The sequence below is a fragment of the Anabaena sp. FACHB-83 genome (assembly GCF_014697485.1).
Classification (GTDB): Bacteria; Cyanobacteriota; Cyanobacteriia; order Cyanobacteriales; family Nostocaceae; genus Nostoc_B.
Window position 1 is genome coordinate 164,794 of sequence record NZ_JACJRY010000005.1, and the last position, 19,220, is coordinate 184,013.

The 19,220-nt window shown below is 40.5% G+C and carries 14 protein-coding genes and 1 pseudogene; 8 read left to right on the forward strand and 7 right to left on the reverse strand.

What is annotated here, in order from left to right:
• Positions 1-430: 430 nt before the first annotated feature.
• Both H6G79_RS37720 and H6G79_RS08605 read right to left on the reverse strand, forming a co-directional pair.
• A pseudogene (locus H6G79_RS37720) lies at positions 431-1,711 on the reverse strand (MFS transporter).
• 199 nt (positions 1,712-1,910) lie between these two features.
• Complete coding sequence (locus H6G79_RS08605) at positions 1,911-3,503, reverse strand: FAD-dependent oxidoreductase (RefSeq protein ID WP_190588453.1); 1,593 nt, start codon at positions 3,501-3,503, stop codon at positions 1,911-1,913.
• 690 nt (positions 3,504-4,193) lie between these two features.
• Between H6G79_RS08605 and groES the strand changes: the two genes are divergently transcribed.
• On the forward strand, positions 4,194-4,505 hold the full coding sequence (gene groES, locus H6G79_RS08610; protein ID WP_190588452.1) for a co-chaperone GroES: 312 nt from the start codon (positions 4,194-4,196) through the stop codon (positions 4,503-4,505).
• A gap of 77 nt (positions 4,506-4,582) precedes the next feature.
• Entirely contained in the window at positions 4,583-6,223 is a 1,641-nt protein-coding gene (gene groL / locus H6G79_RS08615; RefSeq protein WP_190588451.1) for a chaperonin GroEL, read from the forward strand.
• A 112-nt stretch (positions 6,224-6,335) separates the two neighbouring features.
• Here the strand turns inward: groL and nifE are convergent, their stop codons facing one another.
• A complete protein-coding gene (nifE, locus tag H6G79_RS08620; RefSeq protein ID WP_190588450.1) occupies positions 6,336-7,727 on the reverse strand; it encodes a nitrogenase iron-molybdenum cofactor biosynthesis protein NifE in 1,392 nt (463 codons plus the stop codon).
• Positions 7,728-8,570: 843 nt separating this feature from the next.
• Here nifE and H6G79_RS08625 point away from each other — a divergent pair.
• The 3 genes from H6G79_RS08625 (at position 8,571) to H6G79_RS08635 (ending at position 12,313) form a co-directional block, all read left to right on the forward strand.
• Positions 8,571-9,767 carry an LLM class flavin-dependent oxidoreductase gene (locus H6G79_RS08625; RefSeq protein WP_190588449.1) on the forward strand — a complete coding sequence of 399 codons (1,197 nt, stop codon included), beginning with the start codon at positions 8,571-8,573 and terminating at the stop codon, positions 9,765-9,767.
• A 357-nt stretch (positions 9,768-10,124) separates the two neighbouring features.
• A complete protein-coding gene (locus H6G79_RS08630; RefSeq protein WP_190588448.1) occupies positions 10,125-11,087 on the forward strand; it encodes a TauD/TfdA family dioxygenase in 963 nt (320 codons plus the stop codon).
• A 164-nt stretch (positions 11,088-11,251) separates the two neighbouring features.
• Positions 11,252-12,313 (forward strand): aliphatic sulfonate ABC transporter substrate-binding protein, encoded by a 1,062-nt coding sequence (locus H6G79_RS08635; RefSeq protein WP_190588447.1) that lies wholly within the window; start codon positions 11,252-11,254, stop codon positions 12,311-12,313.
• Positions 12,314-12,491: 178 nt separating this feature from the next.
• Here the strand turns inward: H6G79_RS08635 and H6G79_RS08640 are convergent, their stop codons facing one another.
• Complete coding sequence (locus H6G79_RS08640) at positions 12,492-13,796, reverse strand: MFS transporter (RefSeq protein ID WP_190588446.1); 1,305 nt, start codon at positions 13,794-13,796, stop codon at positions 12,492-12,494.
• A 120-nt stretch (positions 13,797-13,916) separates the two neighbouring features.
• On the reverse strand, positions 13,917-14,219 hold the full coding sequence (locus H6G79_RS08645; RefSeq protein ID WP_190588445.1) for an ATP-binding cassette domain-containing protein: 303 nt from the start codon (positions 14,217-14,219) through the stop codon (positions 13,917-13,919).
• A gap of 423 nt (positions 14,220-14,642) precedes the next feature.
• On the opposite strand from H6G79_RS08645, the gene H6G79_RS08650 reads away from it, so the two are divergent.
• The 3 genes from H6G79_RS08650 to H6G79_RS08660 all read left to right on the forward strand — a co-directional run bounded on the left by H6G79_RS08650 (position 14,643) and on the right by H6G79_RS08660 (position 17,233).
• Entirely contained in the window at positions 14,643-15,164 is a 522-nt protein-coding gene (locus tag H6G79_RS08650) for a pentapeptide repeat-containing protein (RefSeq protein WP_190588444.1), read from the forward strand.
• 364 nt (positions 15,165-15,528) lie between these two features.
• Positions 15,529-16,545 (forward strand): TOBE-like domain-containing protein, encoded by a 1,017-nt coding sequence (locus H6G79_RS08655; RefSeq protein ID WP_190588443.1) that lies wholly within the window; start codon positions 15,529-15,531, stop codon positions 16,543-16,545.
• A gap of 322 nt (positions 16,546-16,867) precedes the next feature.
• Positions 16,868-17,233, forward strand: coding sequence for a hypothetical protein (locus tag H6G79_RS08660; protein WP_190588442.1), 366 nt, complete (start codon positions 16,868-16,870; stop codon positions 17,231-17,233).
• A 108-nt stretch (positions 17,234-17,341) separates the two neighbouring features.
• Here the strand turns inward: H6G79_RS08660 and H6G79_RS08665 are convergent, their stop codons facing one another.
• Together H6G79_RS08665 and H6G79_RS08670 are read right to left on the reverse strand one after the other, a co-directional pair.
• Positions 17,342-17,617 carry a hypothetical protein gene (locus H6G79_RS08665; protein ID WP_396019789.1) on the reverse strand — a complete coding sequence of 92 codons (276 nt, stop codon included), beginning with the start codon at positions 17,615-17,617 and terminating at the stop codon, positions 17,342-17,344.
• 225 nt (positions 17,618-17,842) lie between these two features.
• Positions 17,843-18,958 carry a sulfate ABC transporter substrate-binding protein gene (locus H6G79_RS08670; protein WP_242048250.1) on the reverse strand — a complete coding sequence of 372 codons (1,116 nt, stop codon included), beginning with the start codon at positions 18,956-18,958 and terminating at the stop codon, positions 17,843-17,845.
• Positions 18,959-19,220 lie beyond the last annotated feature (262 nt).

Consider the following 19,220-nt stretch of genomic DNA (forward strand, 5'->3'; position numbering starts at 1 on the left):
TTCCCATCTGCACAAAAAACTTTATCATTTCAGCAAAAATTGCTACTGTGTATCTACAGAGATTGGTGAGCATTAAAAACTTTAACCATCCAACTGTATTAGTAAACACAATTTATTCTCTAATGCAGATATCCTTGTCATACCAATTCTATGTGAGTCTGCATTTAATCTTCATATCTCTTCTTTCTTTGTGTTCTACCCTTCTCCCAAAGGGAGACGCTACGCGAACGGGAAGCCGCTATCGCGTCTATGCGCCCTTTGTGGTTCGTTCTTTAATTCAGTGCATCTTCATGCAGAATTGGTATCAGAATACCAAATATATTTCATCTCATACAAATCTAAACAATAGTTGTAAGTAGAGCGATGTGAATATTGGAGGATGAGTATGAAGTAAAAAAACAATTTAGGAGTGCAAATTAATATCAGCAAATTAATTTGCTACTAACTTTGTCCTCAAATTGATCAATTTCACTAGTTGGGGTAATTGTTGTATGAATAATAACGAACCTAAAATGCAGATTACACCACCTAAAATCAAAGTATTGGGAGCTTTTAAATAATTGGCGAGAGTTCCAGCGAGGAGATTACCAAAAGGAGCCATACCCATAAAACACATAGCATAAAAACTCATTACCCTGCCGCGTTTGCTATCTTCCACAATAAATTGCAGCAATGTATTACTTGCAGCTACCTGGAGTGTAGAACTCCAGCCAACCATAACCAAAGCTAACTGAGAAATCCAGAAGACTTGAGAGACAGAAAAACAAATAAAGCCAACCCCCATAATCGCCGGACAAAAGGCTATTAAACGCTCTAAACCTACGATATTTTGCCGAAAACTCAGATAAACACAAGCAAACACCGAACCCATAGCAGCTGCGGCTGTGAGAAAACCCAAGGTTTCCGAACCTCCATGCAGAACTTCGACTGCAAAGATGGGTAGAAGTGTCGTATATGACATACCCACTAAACTAGCTGTTGCCAGTAATAGCAAGATAGAACGCACAGGTAAGAAATGATAAGCATATTGAAATCCTTCTTGCAACTTTCGCCAAGGATCGCTTGTCTGTATTTCCACTGTGCGCGGTGTAATTTGCATTGCTGTAATTGCCCAAATAGCCACAATATAGCTGAGACTATCGTATAAAAAGCAGTAGCCTGCGCCAAACTTAGCAATCAAAATCCCACCAAGAGCCGGGCCAATTAATCGCGCTCCATTGAGAAAGGCTGCATTAAGCGCGATGCCTTCGGCGGGCTACGCCAACGCATTTGCCATCAGTTCTCGACTCACCATATCACTAACAAATGCGTGGCGAACCGGCACATCTAAGCCTTTGAGCAAACCTAATAATGTACTCAAGGTTAGCAATGTCCAAAAATTAGCCAAACCTAAAAATGTGATGACAGTCAGAATAATTGAGATAGAAATCCCAACAAGCTGAAATAACAATAACAAACGATGGCGGTTGTAGCGATCGGCTAAAATCCCCGAAATTGGAGCTAAGGCAAATACTGGTAATTGTCCAAAAAATCCTGCTATTCCTAACATTAAAGCCGAATCGGTTAATTGATAAATTAACCAAAGCACCGCTACCTGGGTCATGAAATTGCCCGTCATCGACAAAGCTTGTCCGGCAAAATAGAGGCGATAATTGCGCGATCGCAACGCAGGCAAATCAAGATTTAATTTAAATAAAGATAATAATTTCATGTATAAGATTTCACAACTTCTAAACTCTTCAATTCTCTGCGCCCCTCTGACTTGAAAGTGCTGAGTACTGAGTTAAAAGTGCTGAGTAAGCATAGTACTCGCTCTTTCATGCTTGGCTATGAAACAAGTTTCATCGGGACTGCGTTGAAAAAAGGAAGAAATCAAGCAACAGCCTCATTCCTTCCTCAATCCCTAAAACTTACACTGTGACTAATTCCCGTTTTGCAACTATCGACTCAGGCTTGACCCAAATCTGATCTAACCCACCACTCAACAGGCGATATTGTTGGTTGGGGTCTTGTTGCGGATAATCCATCCGCTTGTGCATCCCTCTAGTTTCTTGGCGTTGCAAACCACTGTTGTACATCCAGCGTGCAGTTGCAACCATCGCTGCTGCTTCCCGCGATCGCACAATATGGCTATCATAAGGTGTGTTACTACGGCGGATTTCTTGCCATAGGTGATCTAATCTTTCTAAAGATTCACCTAATACAGATTCGCTGCGGAAGAGGTTGCGGTCATAGGGAAAAACTTCAGCTTGGGTTGCCGCGATCGCTTCTTCAGCAGAGAATTGATGATCACCGCCGCCACGTAACCCGGCTGTACCCACGCCCTGAACACTGCGCTGGCTGGCTTTTTCACCCAAACTCAGGGCATAGTTAGCCGCAGATTGTCCCGACCAATAGCCAGAAGACATTGCCCAAGCCGCATTATGGCTACCACCACCTGTAAAACCACCGCAGATTAATTCTCTAGTAGCAGCATCCCCCGCCGCATAAAGTCCATTAACTGAGGTAGCGCAGGTATGGTCAGTAATCCGAATCCCACCAGTACCGCGTACAGTTCCTTCTAAACGCAAAGTGATCGGGAATCTTTGTGTAAATGGGTCTATCCCAGCGCGATCGAATACCACAAAGAAGTTAGGCTGAGAAGCTCGCATCCATGCTTTAGTTGCTTCATCCATATTTTGGTCAAGACGTGCATACACAGGTTGAGTCAGCAATGTCTTAGCAACCACTGAACGACCACGTTTAGAACCTGCACCTTCAATTACTGTGCCATCTTCATAAGTGAAAGAAGCCCAATCATAATATCGGGTCTTAGTCACCGAAGAAAACGCCGGCGAAATCGCATAGGCATTGGAAAATTCCATCCCAGAGAAATCAGCCCCGGCTTCAGCAGCCATTAAATAACCGTCTCCTGTCAAAACATTACAACCCAGAGCCTTACTCAAAAAGGCACAGCCACCAGTTGCAATCACCACGGCTCCAGCTTTCACTGTCCAGTGTTCCCCGGTTTGTCGATTAATCCCCTGAGCACCAGCTACCGCGCCTTCTGCATCCACCAATAACTCTAAAGCGGGACTGTGGTCTAAAATTTTCACCCCTGCTTGCTTAATCTTTCTCCGCATAAACCGCATATACTCTGGGCCTTGCAAAGAGCGACGGATAACTTTTCCTTCTGCATCCACACTAAAACGGTAGCCTTCGTCAGCCAGAGAATTAATGTTGTCATAGGTACGGTCTAATACCCGCTTCATCCACTGCCGATCTGCCAGGAAACCTCCCATCGCTTCTCGGCTGGCCATTGCGGCTTCTCGTTGTTCTGGGTCTGGTGGTATATACCATACGCCATTTCCAGATGCGGCCGCTGCACCACTTGTACCGCAGTAACCTTTATCTACTAACACAACTTTTGCGCCACTGGTGGCTGCACTCCAAGCTGCCCAAGTTCCAGACGGGCCACCACCAATAATCAAAACATCAGCGTCTTGATGAGTAGAACTATTCATGAAATTTACTCCTTGAAAAGTAAGAAATGGGGAAGGGCAATCTTCCCCAGATAATGAGCGAGGCTAAGTTACATACATAACTAGCCAAGTTCATCTAGTAGTCTGCCAAGGAAACTTTGCGTTGTGGTCAGCAGAGGAGCAGAGGGGCAGAGGGGCAGGGGGGAAAGACTTACTGCAAGTTTCTCCTCTGCTCTCCTGCTCCCTTGCTCCCTTGCTTACCTCCACGTAGCAATTTTGGGTTGGTACACTACTAGGCATAATTTCTAGAAGACCTGAAAAGTTAGCTCTCCAAGTCTTACATAGGCTTCCTTAAAATACTAATTATTGACCGATTTAACGTAGTTAATTTAGCAGTATTGCATTGCCATTCAAAAAATTCAAGTACTTAGTATATGTAAAACAAATATTTAGTTATTCTAAGTAATGCTGGGAATATAGGCTTTACTGCACTACTTGATTTTTTTCAAACTATGTGACATGATACTTAACACAGTAAAGTACGGTAACTCGATAAACTTACTGTACTAACTCCTCTACCGGCAATTCTGATTTAACTCGCTATTGCTTAGTTAGTTTAATCAGAAGCCATTCCATGCCTAGGGTTTAATTTGAAAAACACAACCTATGAGGAATTTTCCTCTCAGTTGAATTGAACATTTACCTCAAAAAAGTGAGTTTGGAGAATTTTGTATGGCAGCTATAGCGTTGAGCGTATCTACCGTTAAACCTTTGGGCGATCGCGTGTTTATCAAAATTAGTGAGTCCGAAGAAAAGACTGCGGGTGGTATTCTTTTGCCTGATAGTGCTAAAGAAAAACCGCAGGTAGGTGAAATTGTCGCTGTCGGCCCTGGTAAACGCAACGATGACGGAACCTATCAAACTATTGATATTAAAATTGGCGATAAAGTGCTGTTCTCTAAGTACGCTGGCACTGATATCAAGCTAGGTATAGAAGAGTATGTCCTGTTGTCAGAAAAGGATATTTTGGCAATTGTGTCATAGGCGATCGCCATTCATTATTCATCATTCCTAAATAGCCAATCATCAACCTACACAATCTAAAGAGGACTGAAATTACTATGGCTAAACGCATCATTTACAACGAAAATGCTCGTCGTGCCTTGGAAAGAGGTATTGATATTCTGGCAGAAGCGGTAGCAGTTACCCTCGGCCCCAAAGGTCGTAACGTTGTTTTAGAAAAGAAGTTTGGCGCACCTCAAATTGTGAATGATGGAGTCACCATCGCTAAAGAAATTGAATTAGAAGATCATGTCGAAAACACAGGCGTGGCTCTAATTCGTCAAGCTGCTTCTAAAACTAACGATGCGGCGGGAGACGGCACAACCACAGCAACAGTATTAGCTCACGCCATTGTCAAAGAAGGCTTACGAAACGTTGCGGCTGGTGCAAATGCCATTCAACTCAAGCGTGGTATCGACAAAGCTACAGGTTTTCTAGTCGATAAGATTAAAGAACACGCTCGTCCTGTGGAAGACTCCAAAGCGATCGCTCAGGTTGCAGCGATCTCTGCGGGTAATGATGAAGTCGTCGGTGCTTTAATTGCCGAAGCCTTAGATAAAGTTGGTCGTGAAGGCGTAGTATCTCTAGAAGAAGGTAAATCAGTCACCACCGAACTGGAAGTGACAGAAGGCTTGAACTTCGACAAGGGTTATATTTCTCCCTATTTTGCGACTGATGCAGAACGGTTAGAAGCAGTCCTAGATGAGCCTTTCTTGCTGTTAACTGATAAGAAAATCACATTGGTACAAGACCTAGTACCGATTCTGGAACAAGTCGCACGTCAAGGCAGACCCTTAGTAATTATTGCCGAAGATATTGAAAAAGAAGCTCTGGCAACCTTAGTTGTCAACCGTTTGCGGGGTGTGTTGAATGTTGCGGCTGTCAAAGCACCTGGATTTGGCGATCGCCGTAAAGCTATCCTCGAAGATATTGCTATTCTCACAGGTGGACAGTTAATTACCGAAGATGCTGGTTTGAGACTTGATGCTACCAAGCTCGACCAACTCGGTAAAGCCCGCCGCATCACCATCACCAAAGACAGCACCACCCTCGTAGCAGAAGGTAACGAGCAAGCTGTCAAGGCAAGAGTAGAACAAATCCGCCGCCAAATCGAAGAAACTGAGTCTTCCTACGACAAAGAAAAACTCCAAGAACGTCTGGCGAAATTAGCCGGTGGGGTTGCAGTCGTGAAAGTCGGTGCAGCCACAGAAACCGAACTCAAAGACCGCAAACTACGCCTAGAAGATGCCATCAACGCTACCAGAGCAGCTGTTGAAGAAGGTATTGTTCCTGGTGGTGGTACAACCCTGGCGCATTTGGCTCCTGAGTTAGAAACCTGGGCGAAGGCTAACTTAGTAGATGAAGAATTAATCGGTGCGTTAATTGTCTCTCGCGCTTTGGCTGCACCTCTCAAACGAATTGCGGAAAATGCCGGACAAAATGGTGCGGTGATTGCAGAACGAGTCAAAGAGAAAGAATTCAATGTCGGTTACGACGCAACAACCGGCGAATTCGTTGATTTGTTTGCGGCAGGAATTGTTGACCCCGCTAAGGTGACACGTTCCGCCGTCCAAAATGCCGCGTCAATCGCAGGTATGGTATTGACTACCGAAGCCATTGTAGTTGACAAACCAGAACCAAAAGATGCCGCCCCTGCTGCTCCTGGTGGCGGCTTAGGCGGTGGCGACTTTGATTATTAATAGATCATAAGATAGGCACGAACTGTACTAGTTGATTGTATTGGTCATTTGTCTTGTGTTATGACAAATGACCATTTACATTTTTATCAACCTAAATTAGCTTACTTAGCACTCAGTATTTGGCATAGCTGAATTTTTCATCCCAAGGCGCAGCTTTACTAATCTGCTCCCATATAGGACTATACAAAGCTTCATGCAATTCCCGTGCTAGTTCCACTAAACCCGTGTAACCTGCATAAGCGTGATGACGTTCATGGTTAATATCTAAGAAAGGAATCTGTGCTTTGAGTGCTGTATATTTATTACCAGCTCCAGTAATCAAAACATCAGCCTTTGTTTGGTGTAATGCCTTTAATAATGCTTGGGGAGTTGTGTCTGACAAAACTATTCCATCTTCACCAAGATATTGTTTAATTTTTACTTTCTCCTCGTCTGTTGTTTTGCCGTCTGTAGCCGCAATAACTTCCATTCCCAAGTCTTTAGCTGCTAAAATCAACGACCAACTTTTTACGCCGCCAGTAGAAAGAATAATCCGCTTACCTTTTAAATCAGCAAGATATGGAGCTAAAGCAATATCCAAAGCAGCAGTTTCTTGAGTAATCAAATCTTCTGTTCGTTTTTGCAACTCATGAGCCACAAAACTATCTTCTAAAGATAAACTCAATTTTGCTGCAATATTCCGCAAGCAATTGTTTAAGTTGGTTACGCCATAAAAAGATTCCTCAATATATGGAATCCCATAACTTTCTTGCATCGTTTGTGCCATTTGGATAGCTACATTGGAGCAAAGCACAACATTTAATTTGGCACGATGAGCATAACAAACTTCTTGATAACGAGCATCACCTGTGATTTTGGCAAGAACGCGAATCCCTAGTTTTTGGAATAATGGTAAAATATTCCAAGTTTCGCCAGCGACATTATAATCACCAACAATATTAATATCCAATGGTGTCGTAAATTCTGGCTCTGCTGTACCGATAACATAATTCAATAAAGTTTCGTTACCGATCCGATTTCCCAAATTCTTGCTACCAAGAAATCCAGGTGCATTCACATAAATGACCGGAATATTAATTTGTTGTGTGGCCATTTTACAAACGCTATCAATATCATCCCCAATCAAAGCTGTCAGACAAGTAGCATAAACAAAAATAGCCGCAGGATGATAGTGTTGAGCAACATACAAAATAGCTTTGTACAGTTTCTTTTCTCCACCAAAAACGATATTACCCTCACTAAAATCAGTCGTAAAAGCAGTTTGGTAGAGTTGTGAGCCTGATGAAAGGCTACCATGAGTCGCCCAAGGATTATGAGTACAAGAAACAGCACCATGTACTAAATGCACAGCATCAGTAATAGCTCCGGTAGAAACCATTGCTCCATCAAAAGGGCAGTTTCCTTGAGTTGAACCTGGTTGTGGTGGTTTTGAGCAGGTGAGTTTTTTCTTACCTCTGAGTGTTTTTTGATTAGCTTTACAAGCTGTTTCTTGCGTAGTTTTCATAGTTTTCTCATTCTGACTAGGAATACAAAATAGCTAAGATTAATACCAATTCACAGAATTACTGATACAAATCACTTCCTCTGCTTCCGGTCACCGAGCGACTTGTAGCAAGTGTTCGCGCAGCATCTCCATCAGGAGAAGTCGAGGCGCTGCTTGCCGATATGTATCATTTTTAAAGTGAAATGGTATGAAAAGTTAGAATCATGGTTTTCTACTTGTCTCTTTCTCCTCGTTATTTATTAGCTACTACACATCTTTATAGATGTTATTAAGCACAGTTGAACAGAACTAATTGGTAGTAAAAAGACAACAATTTACTTACAGATAAAACAGGTAAATTTTCTGACGCATCCTGTATTCTTAGTAAGACTTTTTAGAGTATTTTCCTATTCTACAAGCCACATCTTTCCTCCTCACTTCTAACAGATGTAACTAACTCAAATAGAAAATACTACCAGGGTAGAAAATTATTAGCTTACCTAAATATTAGCATAGCTAAGAATCTTATTCTAAATTATTTTTTTGATATTTTTAAAGCAAAATTTAATTTATGAAAATCAGTATTTATGAGATATCCAACTTTTTTGATAAGCCGGAGATATTTTTATTAACTAATGGTTTAAAAGAAATATTTGATTAAGTATTTAAACTTAACTAAGCCTACATTTTGGGTAATTATTAACTTTTTAAAACAATTTATATAGGTATTTTTCCTAAACCTAATAAAAACTCACATTTTCGCTATTATCGCCTTATATATCTATATAACACTAATTCTATCGATTAACCGGATTATAATGTAGAATTTTTTTGCAATCTGAAAATATATACACAATTTCAACTATGATTCTTAGCCATCATCCTGGTTCAATTGTCGGCTGGGACAGATTTGCGGCTCCAACGGATTTTGCTCTTAGCCCTCTTTCTCAAGCATTGAAACAACCTGTATTGCTGGGTTTATTTTTACCCATTCAGGCAGGAGGTTGGAGCGCATCTAGATTACCACGCACTACTGACTGGCAGTTTGAATATAACAAAGCACTGGTACTTAAGGCTGAGACATTAGGTTTTGATTTGATATTTGCGCTGTCACAGTGGCTTCCCAAGGGTGGCTATGGAGGTGTTTTTAACGGAGAAGCCCTAGACTCGTTTATCACAACAGCTGCTCTGACAAGCATCACCCAAAAAATTATGCTCATTTCTACTATTCATGTGTTGTATGGGCCAATTCACCCGTTGCATTTAGCCAAATATGGTGCGACGTTAGACCATATATCAGGGGGTCGTTGGGGCATTAATATCGTAACCGGACATCGGGCTGTAGAACATGAGATGTTTGGTTGGAACCGCATTGAGCATGATCATCGCTATGAACTGGCGGCTGAGTTCTTAGAAGTGGTACAACGTCTGTGGAATGATGACGAGAACTTTTCTTTTGAAGGAAAGTCCACTTGGAAACTTGGTGGAGCCTTTGTCACACCCAAGCCGAAATATGGCCGCCCAGTGTTGGTGAATGCTACAGGTTCAGATGCAGGTATTTCTTTTGCGGCGCGTTACTCAGATATTGTATTTATTACTAGTCCTGGAGGGTCAGATTTTGCTAGTGCGATCGCACTCTTACCAGCCCATACCCAAAGAGTGAAGCAAGCAGCGCGGGATATTGGGCGCGAAGTCCGCACACTTCTTAACCCTATGGTGATCAGTCGGGAAACTGAGCGCGAAACTTGGGACTACCACGATGCGATCGTTGCGTATGCTGATCCTGACGCACCTTTAGGCTTTAGCAGATTTGACAGTGATGCTCACGCTTGGAAGGGTCGTGTCGGTAAAGATGCACCGACACGTCGGGCGATTGGTGGAAATATCGAAGTCATTGGTACACCTGAACAGGTAGTTGAGCAGTTTATCCAGTTGAAGCAGGCTGGTATTGATGGCTTGCAATTGAGTTTTTATGACTTTAAAGAAGACCTGGAATTTTTTGGCGATCGCATTCTCCCTCTGATGAAGCAAGCCGGACTGAGATTATCATCTGAAGTCTGAAATACAGCAATTTCCCAATCTAAAATTCAAAATCCAAACGACTTGGTGACTACTATCAAGGCAAAAACACAAAAAATTGCTAAATATCAACCACATACTACGGTAAGTTTATCGGAATAGTGTATGATATGTTTAGTTATACTCCCAATATCAAAATTTTCTGATGAGATATCAGCAAAATTCCATAGACAGCAGGGGAGTGTGAACATTACTCAACTAGGACTTACGCAGTGAGACGAAAAACCAAGGGTTTTGGGAAGGGTATAGGGGTGTATATGTCCAAAACCCTTACACCCAGTCTCCGCAGAAAATTTTTGTGCGTAAGTCCTGTCAACATTCAAACTCTGGAGAATTTTCATGGGCTACAAACATATAGAAGTCAAACAAGTAGCTGGTTTCATCGGTGCAGAAATCAACGGCGTAGACCTCAAACGTCCTTTGTCTGATGAGCAAGTTAAAGAGATTCGCAAAGCCTTATTAAAATGGAAAGTATTATTCTTTCGGGGTCAAAATATTGATCATGCGGCTCAAGTCGAGTTTACATCTCGTTTTGGCGAAGTCACCTTTGCTCATCCTTTAGGAGAAGTTGAACCAGTACCAGGATTTCCCCAACTTAAACCTGTAGACCGGAAGTTGTATGAAAGACAGTATGGTTTTCGCAGTGGAGGCCCTTGGCACACAGATGTAACAGCAGCAATTAACCCACCAGCCGCCTCTGTTTTACGTGCAGTTAATGTTCCTAGTTTTGGTGGCGATACCCAATGGAGTAATCTTGTAGCCGCCTATGAAGGACTATCAGCACCTATACGTGCTTTAGCCGATACCTTAAAAGCGGAACATCGCTTCAATGGAGGTGGCTATCAACCTGAAAATGGCAAATTTGCCGAGCGAATTGCTGTTAACCCACTGGTTTCCATTCATCCAGTCGTCAGAGTTCATCCTGAAACTGGTGAACGTGCGTTGTTTGTCAACCCTGGCTTCACTTCACATATTGTTGGTGTATCACCACAAGAAAGTAAGTTGTTGTTAGAACTATTCTTCAACCAAATCACCAAGCCAGCTTACACCACTCGCTTCCGTTGGAATAACGGTGATATCGCCTTTTGGGACAATCGCGCCACTGTGCATTTAGCTCCCCAAGATTTGGATCATTTGGATGTTGAACGTTTACTTTATCGGACAACTATTACTGGTGATGTTCCAGTAGGAGTTGATGGTTTCCGTTCAGAAGTCGTTCATGGTGAAGCCTTCAGTGCAGAAGTCCCCAACGTTCTCCAACAAAAAGCCGAGTCTAAAGAAGTAGAAGCAGTACTTTCTTAAAGGTGCTGATACTATCAGCACTCACGTACAAAGGTTGTCTATTAAGAATGGTTGTAAGGGTTTCGCTGTGAGTTTCGACAAGCTCACAGTGAAGCTCTGAAATCCCTATTATTTATAACCTTTCACCTATTACATCTATAAGACTCAAAGTTGAGTCAAAAGTTATGAAAAAAGTCCAAATTGGTAATTATGGAATATCCAGACGAGACTTACTTTATGCTGTTTATGGGTTAGTTTCGTTTACGACTTTAGTCAGTTGTGGCCAAAACAACGCTAGTACCAGTAGTAGTAATGTCAGCACAACTAATGTTAAAAGTACAAGTAATAAAGTTGTGCGGATTGGCTATCAAGTTTCAGGAGATTTGACCCATGAAAAAGGTGCGATCGAAAAACGGCTAAATCCACAAGGAATTAATGTTACTTGGTCTCAGTTTGTATCTGGGCCACCACTATTAGAAGCTTTAAATGTCGGTAGTATTGATTTGGGGGCAACAGGTGAAACACCACCAATTTTTGCTCAGGCTGCTGGCACAAATTTGATTTATTTAGTTAACACTCCACCCGGAACAGGAGAAGGTTCGGCAATTATTGTATTAAAAGATTCGCCTATTCAAACATTGGCAGATATTAAAGGTAAAAAAATTGCTTATTCCAGAGGTACGGCTCAGACCTATTTTGTGGTGAAAGCATTAGAAAAAGCCGGACTAAAACTTAGTGATGTTGAATCTGTAAACTTACCAATTGCAGATGGACGTGCAGCATTTCTAAATAAGACAGTAGATGCTTTTGTAGAAGGCGATCCGAATCTGATTAAGCTTCAAAGAGAAGGTAGCATTCGGATTTTACGAAATGCCCAAGGAATTAATACACCAGGAAGTTATTACTTAGCATCTAGAAATTTTGCCACTAATAATGCTGATTTGCTCAAAGCGATTTTAGAAGAATATTATCAAGTTGGTCAGTGGGCGAATAAAAATAGACGTGCAGCAGCCGAAATCCTGGCTCCCAAGGTCAAGACTGATGTAGATACTATGGAATTAGCACTGACCAGAAGAAAGTTTGATATGCGACCAATTACCGAAGAAGTAATCAATGCTCAACAAAAGATTGCTGACCTTTTATATCAACTAAAAGTTGTACCGAAACAAGTCAATATTAAAGAAGCCACATTAACGGCTCAAGAATATGCAGCAATTACACCTGATGCAGTGAGAAATAGAGCTTAATTTTAAATATTCTAAAATTTTGCTCTGTTTCTTGATCAAGATGTAATTTATCAGTAAAAAAAATCAAGGGATTAAGGAAGGGTGTAGGGGTTCAGGTGTTAAAAACCCTCACACCCATTCTTTACAGACAACATTTGTGCGGAAGTTTTGTCAATACATCTGTAAATAAGCTACAAAGCTAATTCAACTTTTTCCAAGACAAGCTTTTTGTTTCGCCAGCTATCCAATGTCTGACTCCTGGTAATTGTGCATAAAACCACCACGCACCCAAGACATACAAGCTACCACAAATAATCAAGGCCTCAGTCGCCCCAAAATGCTGGGCTAATGTTCCAGCTAAGAGGTTTCCAAAGGGCATTGTACCTACCATTGCTAAGGCATAAAAACTCATTACCCTTCCACGTTTATCTTCAGCGACTAGGGTTTGGATAATCATGTTACTGCTGGTAATGCTGAGAATAGAAAAACAACCAACAAACACCAGAATAATGATAGATAAACTAACGTGACGCGAGAGTGAAAAGGATATCAGACTCATCCCAATCAATACTTGAGATGTAACAATTACACGATCTAATCCGATGATGCCTCGTCTGATGCTCAAAAACAAGCAAGCAAAGAAAGAGCCAATGGGGGCTGACGTGCTGAGGTGAGCCATTGTAGTTGCATCTCCATTGAGAATCTTGACAGCAAATACAGGCATAAGTGCGACATGAGACATCCCGACTAAACCATGTAAGGCCAGCATCAATAAAATGGCTCTGATAGGATGAAACTGAGAGACATATTCAAAGCCTTCCCGTAATTTTGCAAAGGTATCGCGGAAGCTAGTAAGATTCTGCATTGGTCTGGCTTTTAATTCCATTGCTAACAGGGTAAAAATAGCAGGAATGTAGCTGAGGGTATCGTAGAGAAAACAGTATTTTACTCCGAGGGTTGCAATCAAAATCCCTCCCATTGCTGGGCCTAATACGAGGGAGGAACTTAACATGACTGAATTGAGCGCGATCGCATTACTCCAATCAGCTTTATCATCTACGGTTTCAGTAACAATGGTATGACGCACCGGCATATCTAACCCCTTGAGCAAACCGTTAAGTACACTCAAGGCCAAGAGGATGGGAAAGGTAATCAAATTCGTAAAGGTCAGAATTGTTAAGGCTAAAGAGACGCTAATTCCTGATATCTGCACTATCATTAACAAGTCACGACGACTCCAGCGATCAGATAATACTCCCGAAAAAGGAATCAATAATAGCGTCGGTAAAAATTGTACAAAACCAGCCACACCCAACAACCAAGCTGATTTAGTCAAATCATAGACGAGCCAAGGAATAGTTAACTGCTGGGTCATAAATGTCCCAGACATAGATAGTAACTGTCCCCCAAAAAACAACCGAAAATTCCGCCAACGGAAGGCAGGTAAATAATGGTAAATCGTCTGACTGATGCGATCGCCTAGTTGTCTATGCCAAACTTTCATAGGGGAAGCTTTAATATGTTTTACTAACTATTAGATTAGCTAACAGTCATTATATGATAATAGCTAATCTGCTTGAGTCAACAGGCTATCGGATGATTTAGCTTTTACTTTTTTTCACAATTAAAGTTGCGATCGCTGTCCAAACACTACCCCAGTCTGATAAGCCAATTCTCGCCGCTTTTTCCAAGGGTTTAACCCCAACAAAGTAGCTTGCCCAGATGTGGGATATAAAATACCTGTGAGCATTTTAATGGTTGTAGACTTGCCTGCACCATTTGGCCCAATAAATGCGATCGCTTGACCATCGGGAACACTCAGCGTAATATCATCCACCGCCACAATCTCAGTCTGTCTGCGGTTTCTACCCCAACCTTGCGTTAAGGTAAACGTCTTGCGTAAATTTTCCAGTTCTACGGCTGTCATTACCGATGAACTCCTCAAAAACATATTACATATATACTACAAAAGCTCTCATATTTCACTTAATCGGTCAAAATTTCTCTGATTCCCGGCAAAGGAAAAATAGATTTATTCCTGGATTTCTCTCTTGTGAGAAATCCAGGGGTGTGGGAGGTGTGGGAGGATGGTGAAGAAATCTTTCCCCCTCCTCTCCCCACACTCCCCACACTCCCCACACCCACTACCCATACGTGAGAAATTCGGGTTATTGTTCCTCCTGCCTCCTTCATGCCTCAGCATTACAGCAGCTATCACTGGAATTTATAGATTTGAACAAAAATAGTATTTGTTTTTCACAATCAACTTATCTACAGTAAATATCAACTAATGAAATCAAAATTTCTCTCAACGTAAAACCAAAATTCAGCATTTACCAAAAGAGGTAGCATGAAGAAATCAATTTTTCAAACACTAACTAACTGCTTAGTAGCTGCATTATTTGTAGTATTAGTGGCAGGATTTTCGCTATTTGATCAACCCATTGCTAAGGCTCAATCATTAACACCACCCGTAACAACAGAAGTTACAACAGAAGCTACACCTGCACCTGTAAAAACGGTGGCAGAAAATGTCAGACATTTGCTGACAACTCATGAATGTGTTGGTTGTAACCTGATAGGAGCAGCACTAAAAGATACTAATCTGCAAAATGCGAATTTAGAAAATGCAAATTTACAAGGTGTTGATTTAGAAAGAGCAAATTTACAAGGAACTAACCTCAAAGGTGCTAATCTTCAAGGCGCAGATTTAGGTAAAGCCAGCATTAGAGGCGCAAATTTAGATAATGCTAACTTATTTGATGCCGATTTGGAGAAGGCTGATTTGACAGGTACAAGTATTGTAGGTGCAAACTTTCAAGGTGCTGATTTAGAACAAGCCATTACACCACCAGGTTTAACAAACTACTAACAATACTTAGCTTGAGTATCAGGAAATATTTTCCTTTTTGAACCCTATTGTCACACTTGATAGTAGGGTTTTTGTCTTTTTTTTCTTGTTGGAAATTAGTGATATAGGACTCATATTTGATTTATGAAAAAAATCAGTACACTCAGATCAAGCTGCTTTCCTACTCCCTACTCCCCATTCCCTACTCCCTGCCCACACAAATAGATTCAGAAATCAAATCGGATTCCTATATCTATGTTTACTTCTACTTAAAGATATATTGACAAAATTTACTTGTATTTAATTTGTTACCAATGGTATATGTTAGATACAATACGGTAAACCTAGCAATAAGCCGTAGTTAATTAGTTAAGGGATAACGGCAGTGGGCATAGTAGTTGAGAATATATCCAAGCATTTCGGAAGTTTTAAAGCAGTTGATCAAGTTGATTTAACAGTTAAGAGTGGGTCTTTAGTGGCATTACTAGGGCCGTCTGGTTCTGGTAAATCTACTTTATTGAGACTAATTGCCGGGTTAGAAATGCCCGATAGCGGTAAAATCATCCTCACTGGCAAAGATGCTACATATAAAAATGTCCAAGAGCGCAATATTGGATTTGTATTTCAGCAGTATGCGTTGTTTAAGCACATGACTGTGCGGCAAAATATTGCTTTTGGTTTAGAAATTCGCAAAGTTCAAGATAAAAAAATCAAGGGAAGAGTTGAACAGTTATTAGAGTTAGTTCAATTAAAGGAATTAGGCGATCGCTATCCTTCACAGTTATCTGGTGGTCAAAGGCAACGGGTAGCATTAGCAAGAGCCTTGGCTGTAGAACCAGAAATATTATTATTGGATGAACCTTTTGGTGCGCTTGATGCGAAAGTGCGGAAAGATTTAAGAATCTGGTTACGCCATCTTCATGATGAGGTGAATGTCACTACAGTGTTTGTCACCCACGACCAAGAAGAGGCGATGGAAGTATCGGATGAAGTCGTGGTGATGAATAAAGGACGTGTAGAACAAGTAGGTTCACCCGCAGATATTTACGACAATCCCGCTTCCGCATTTGTGATGAGTTTTATCGGCCCGGTGAATGTCTTACCTAACACCGCCAGAATTTTCCAAAGCACCGGGTTTAATGCAGGACACCCAGAAGTCTTTTTGCGTCCCCAAGATGTGATTATCGAAAAGCACGCTCAAGAAGCAACAGCATCAGCTAAAGTCAGCCGTCTGATTCATCTGGGTTGGGAAATTCAGGTGGAATTAACTATAGACGATGGTCAAGTTGTGACAGCACATCTAACACGCGATCGCTTCAACGAATTGCAGTTAGAACCACAACAACAGGTTTACGTCAAACCAAAACATGCTAAATCTTTTCCCGCTTATTACTCCGTCTAATAGTGAAAATCGATATTTAAGTTGAGGGAATAGGAGTTAAAAAATTCCTAATTCCCTTTTTTATTGCTTTTACTGATTAACATTTTATTGAATTTGTCAATATTTCATTAGACATATATCTTAGAAAAAATTGTTATTGAAAACACCATAATTAATATCCTAAAGGAAGAGGTCGCTTACTAAATTTTCAAGACAAAATGATATTAAGTTTTGTAAGCAAGTAATTTATCTGTCAATAGATAAAGTTACTAAATATCTTTGTGCTTTTTAAGCATAGATAAATTTGCTTTACTTCACTTGATCACACACGCATAAACCTACAATGAAAAGTATAATTTTTAGTGGCTTAACTTTCTTATTGATATCTACTACTTTCAGTCCTGCTTATAGCAGAGAAACGGTAGTAAATAATTCCAAAGCTTTAAGTGGTATTTCAGAAGTCACTAATGCAATCAAACCTTTTGAAATTGCAGGTTTGGCTTATCAAGGGCAATTGAGAAATCAGGGAATTCCTGGTTATGCTAGTTTGCTTCAAGCTTATCAAACCAGACAAATTAGTGCTAAAGATGTTGTTCGTAGTGCAGTTTTAGCTAACAAATTACCATCACAAGTTTTAAATGACCAAGCATACATTAATGCTGTCAGAAATTCCCTAGATGGTTTTGTCAGAAATAACCTTGTTAATTAATTTGAGTTTAATTGATCAGGACTTAATTATTGACTAAATTTAAGTCCTGATATTTTTAATCGGTTTATCGTAATTATCGGCGATTTAAAAAAGTTTGAAAAAAGAATTTTATAATGATGTTGATGAATCATTATTATTGAAGAGTTGCTTTTTACTACGCTTCAATTGTTTCCAAAGAGATTTAATTTTTTTATAAGCTTCCTGTGATGTGAGCTTGCCATTTGTCTCTAAACTAGTGATAATGCCTACTTTTTGAGCAAATTCTTGGAGATTCGCATTAAAAATCAAGTTTTCTGGCTTAACCTGACCATAGTAGCGACTGCGAGGAGAAATAAATTTGTCTTTTTCTGGTTCACTCGGCTGTTGCATAGTTTCAGATTTCATTCAAAACTTTCTCCTCATCATAGCCAATCTAGTTAGATTTTGGTTTTGTAAATGCTGATTCTTGCTGTAATATTTAACTTATCGAAGAATGTAGGCTCTAGCAATTCTATGTGAGTTATTAAAGATTAGAGATTTAGAACCACGATTTATAGGATAAATCGTGGTTCTATTGTGCCTTGTTATGTAGGTTATAAAATAAATTTCTGAAAATTTTTACTCACCTGTCTATTTTGAAGACTTAACGGCTTGAATTTTGTCAAAAATAGCGCCTTCATTAAAAAACCTCTGTTGAATTTGGTTCCAACCACCTAAATCTTCAGCTTTAAACAGAGTTTTAATGTGAGGGAAAGTGCTACTTACTTCTTGCGCGATCGCAGTATTAACGGGGCGAAATCCGATTTTGGCAAACTCGCGTTGAACCTCTGGAGTGTAAAGATACTGCACAAATGCTTCTGCAACTTCTCGATTTTTGTGTTGCTCAACATTTTTATCCACAATAGCAATTGGATTTTCAATAGAGATATTGACATCAGGGACAATATATGAAAACTTTTCGCCTTTTTGTTTTGATAAAATCATTTCGTTTTCATAGTTAAGTAACGCATCTCCTTCACCTTGTTTAAAGAACAATTCCGTGGCGTTACGAGCAGTCTTGGGTAACACAGGCACATTTTGATAAACTTTGGTAGTAAAATCTAAAGCCTGATTTTCATCTTTTCCGGTTTTTGTGACATAACCCCATAAACCCAAAAAATTCCATCGCGCACCACCAGAAGTCTTGGGATTAGCTGTTAATACCTTGACTCCAGGTTTTGTCAAATCTGTCCATGTTTGAATATTTTTAGGATTACCCTCACGAGTAGCGATCGCACCTACAGATTGAGTCACAATTGCATTGTTTGGGGCTTCTTTTTCCCAACCCGGCTGAATAAAACCTGTCTGAACCAGTTTCTCTACATCCAGAGCCAATGATAGGTTTACCACATCAGCCTCTAAACCATCAATTACATTCAGAGCTTGAGAGCCAGAGCCATCATAACTTTCAGTAAATTTGAGATTTTGGTTATGTTCTTTTTTCCACTTCTCGATAAATTGCGGAATAATCTGTTCGTATGCAGCTTTGGTAACTGAGTAAGAAACAAACGTTAGATTAACATCACCCCCTGAATTAGCGACGTTACTATCCGTTTTAGCAACATTGACTGAAGTGCAAGCCGTCATCACCAGACTAAAACCGATTCCCAATAAAAATAAGAATATTAAGCCCCAATTTCTTGTAGCTTGCCAACTTTTAACAATCCGCGTGCGAACTTGTTTTGTTATGTGTTTGTTGAACTTCAAAGTTAACCTCCCCCTATTAATTCGGTAAGCCGATCAATTTACTGTAGATTAGGGGTATTATAAGGTAGTCACTGAAATTACATAACCTTCAGTTAACCTAAATTTAAACAAATTGTGGTTTGAGTTGATGTACAAGCTTCTTCCTTAAGAGAGTTAACCAATTTTGGATTTTAGATTTGCAATTTTAGATTGACCCTGATCACCAGGGTGCGGGGTTTAGGGATTTGATATTGACGTTAGTGTAGCGGACACAGCGCAGCGA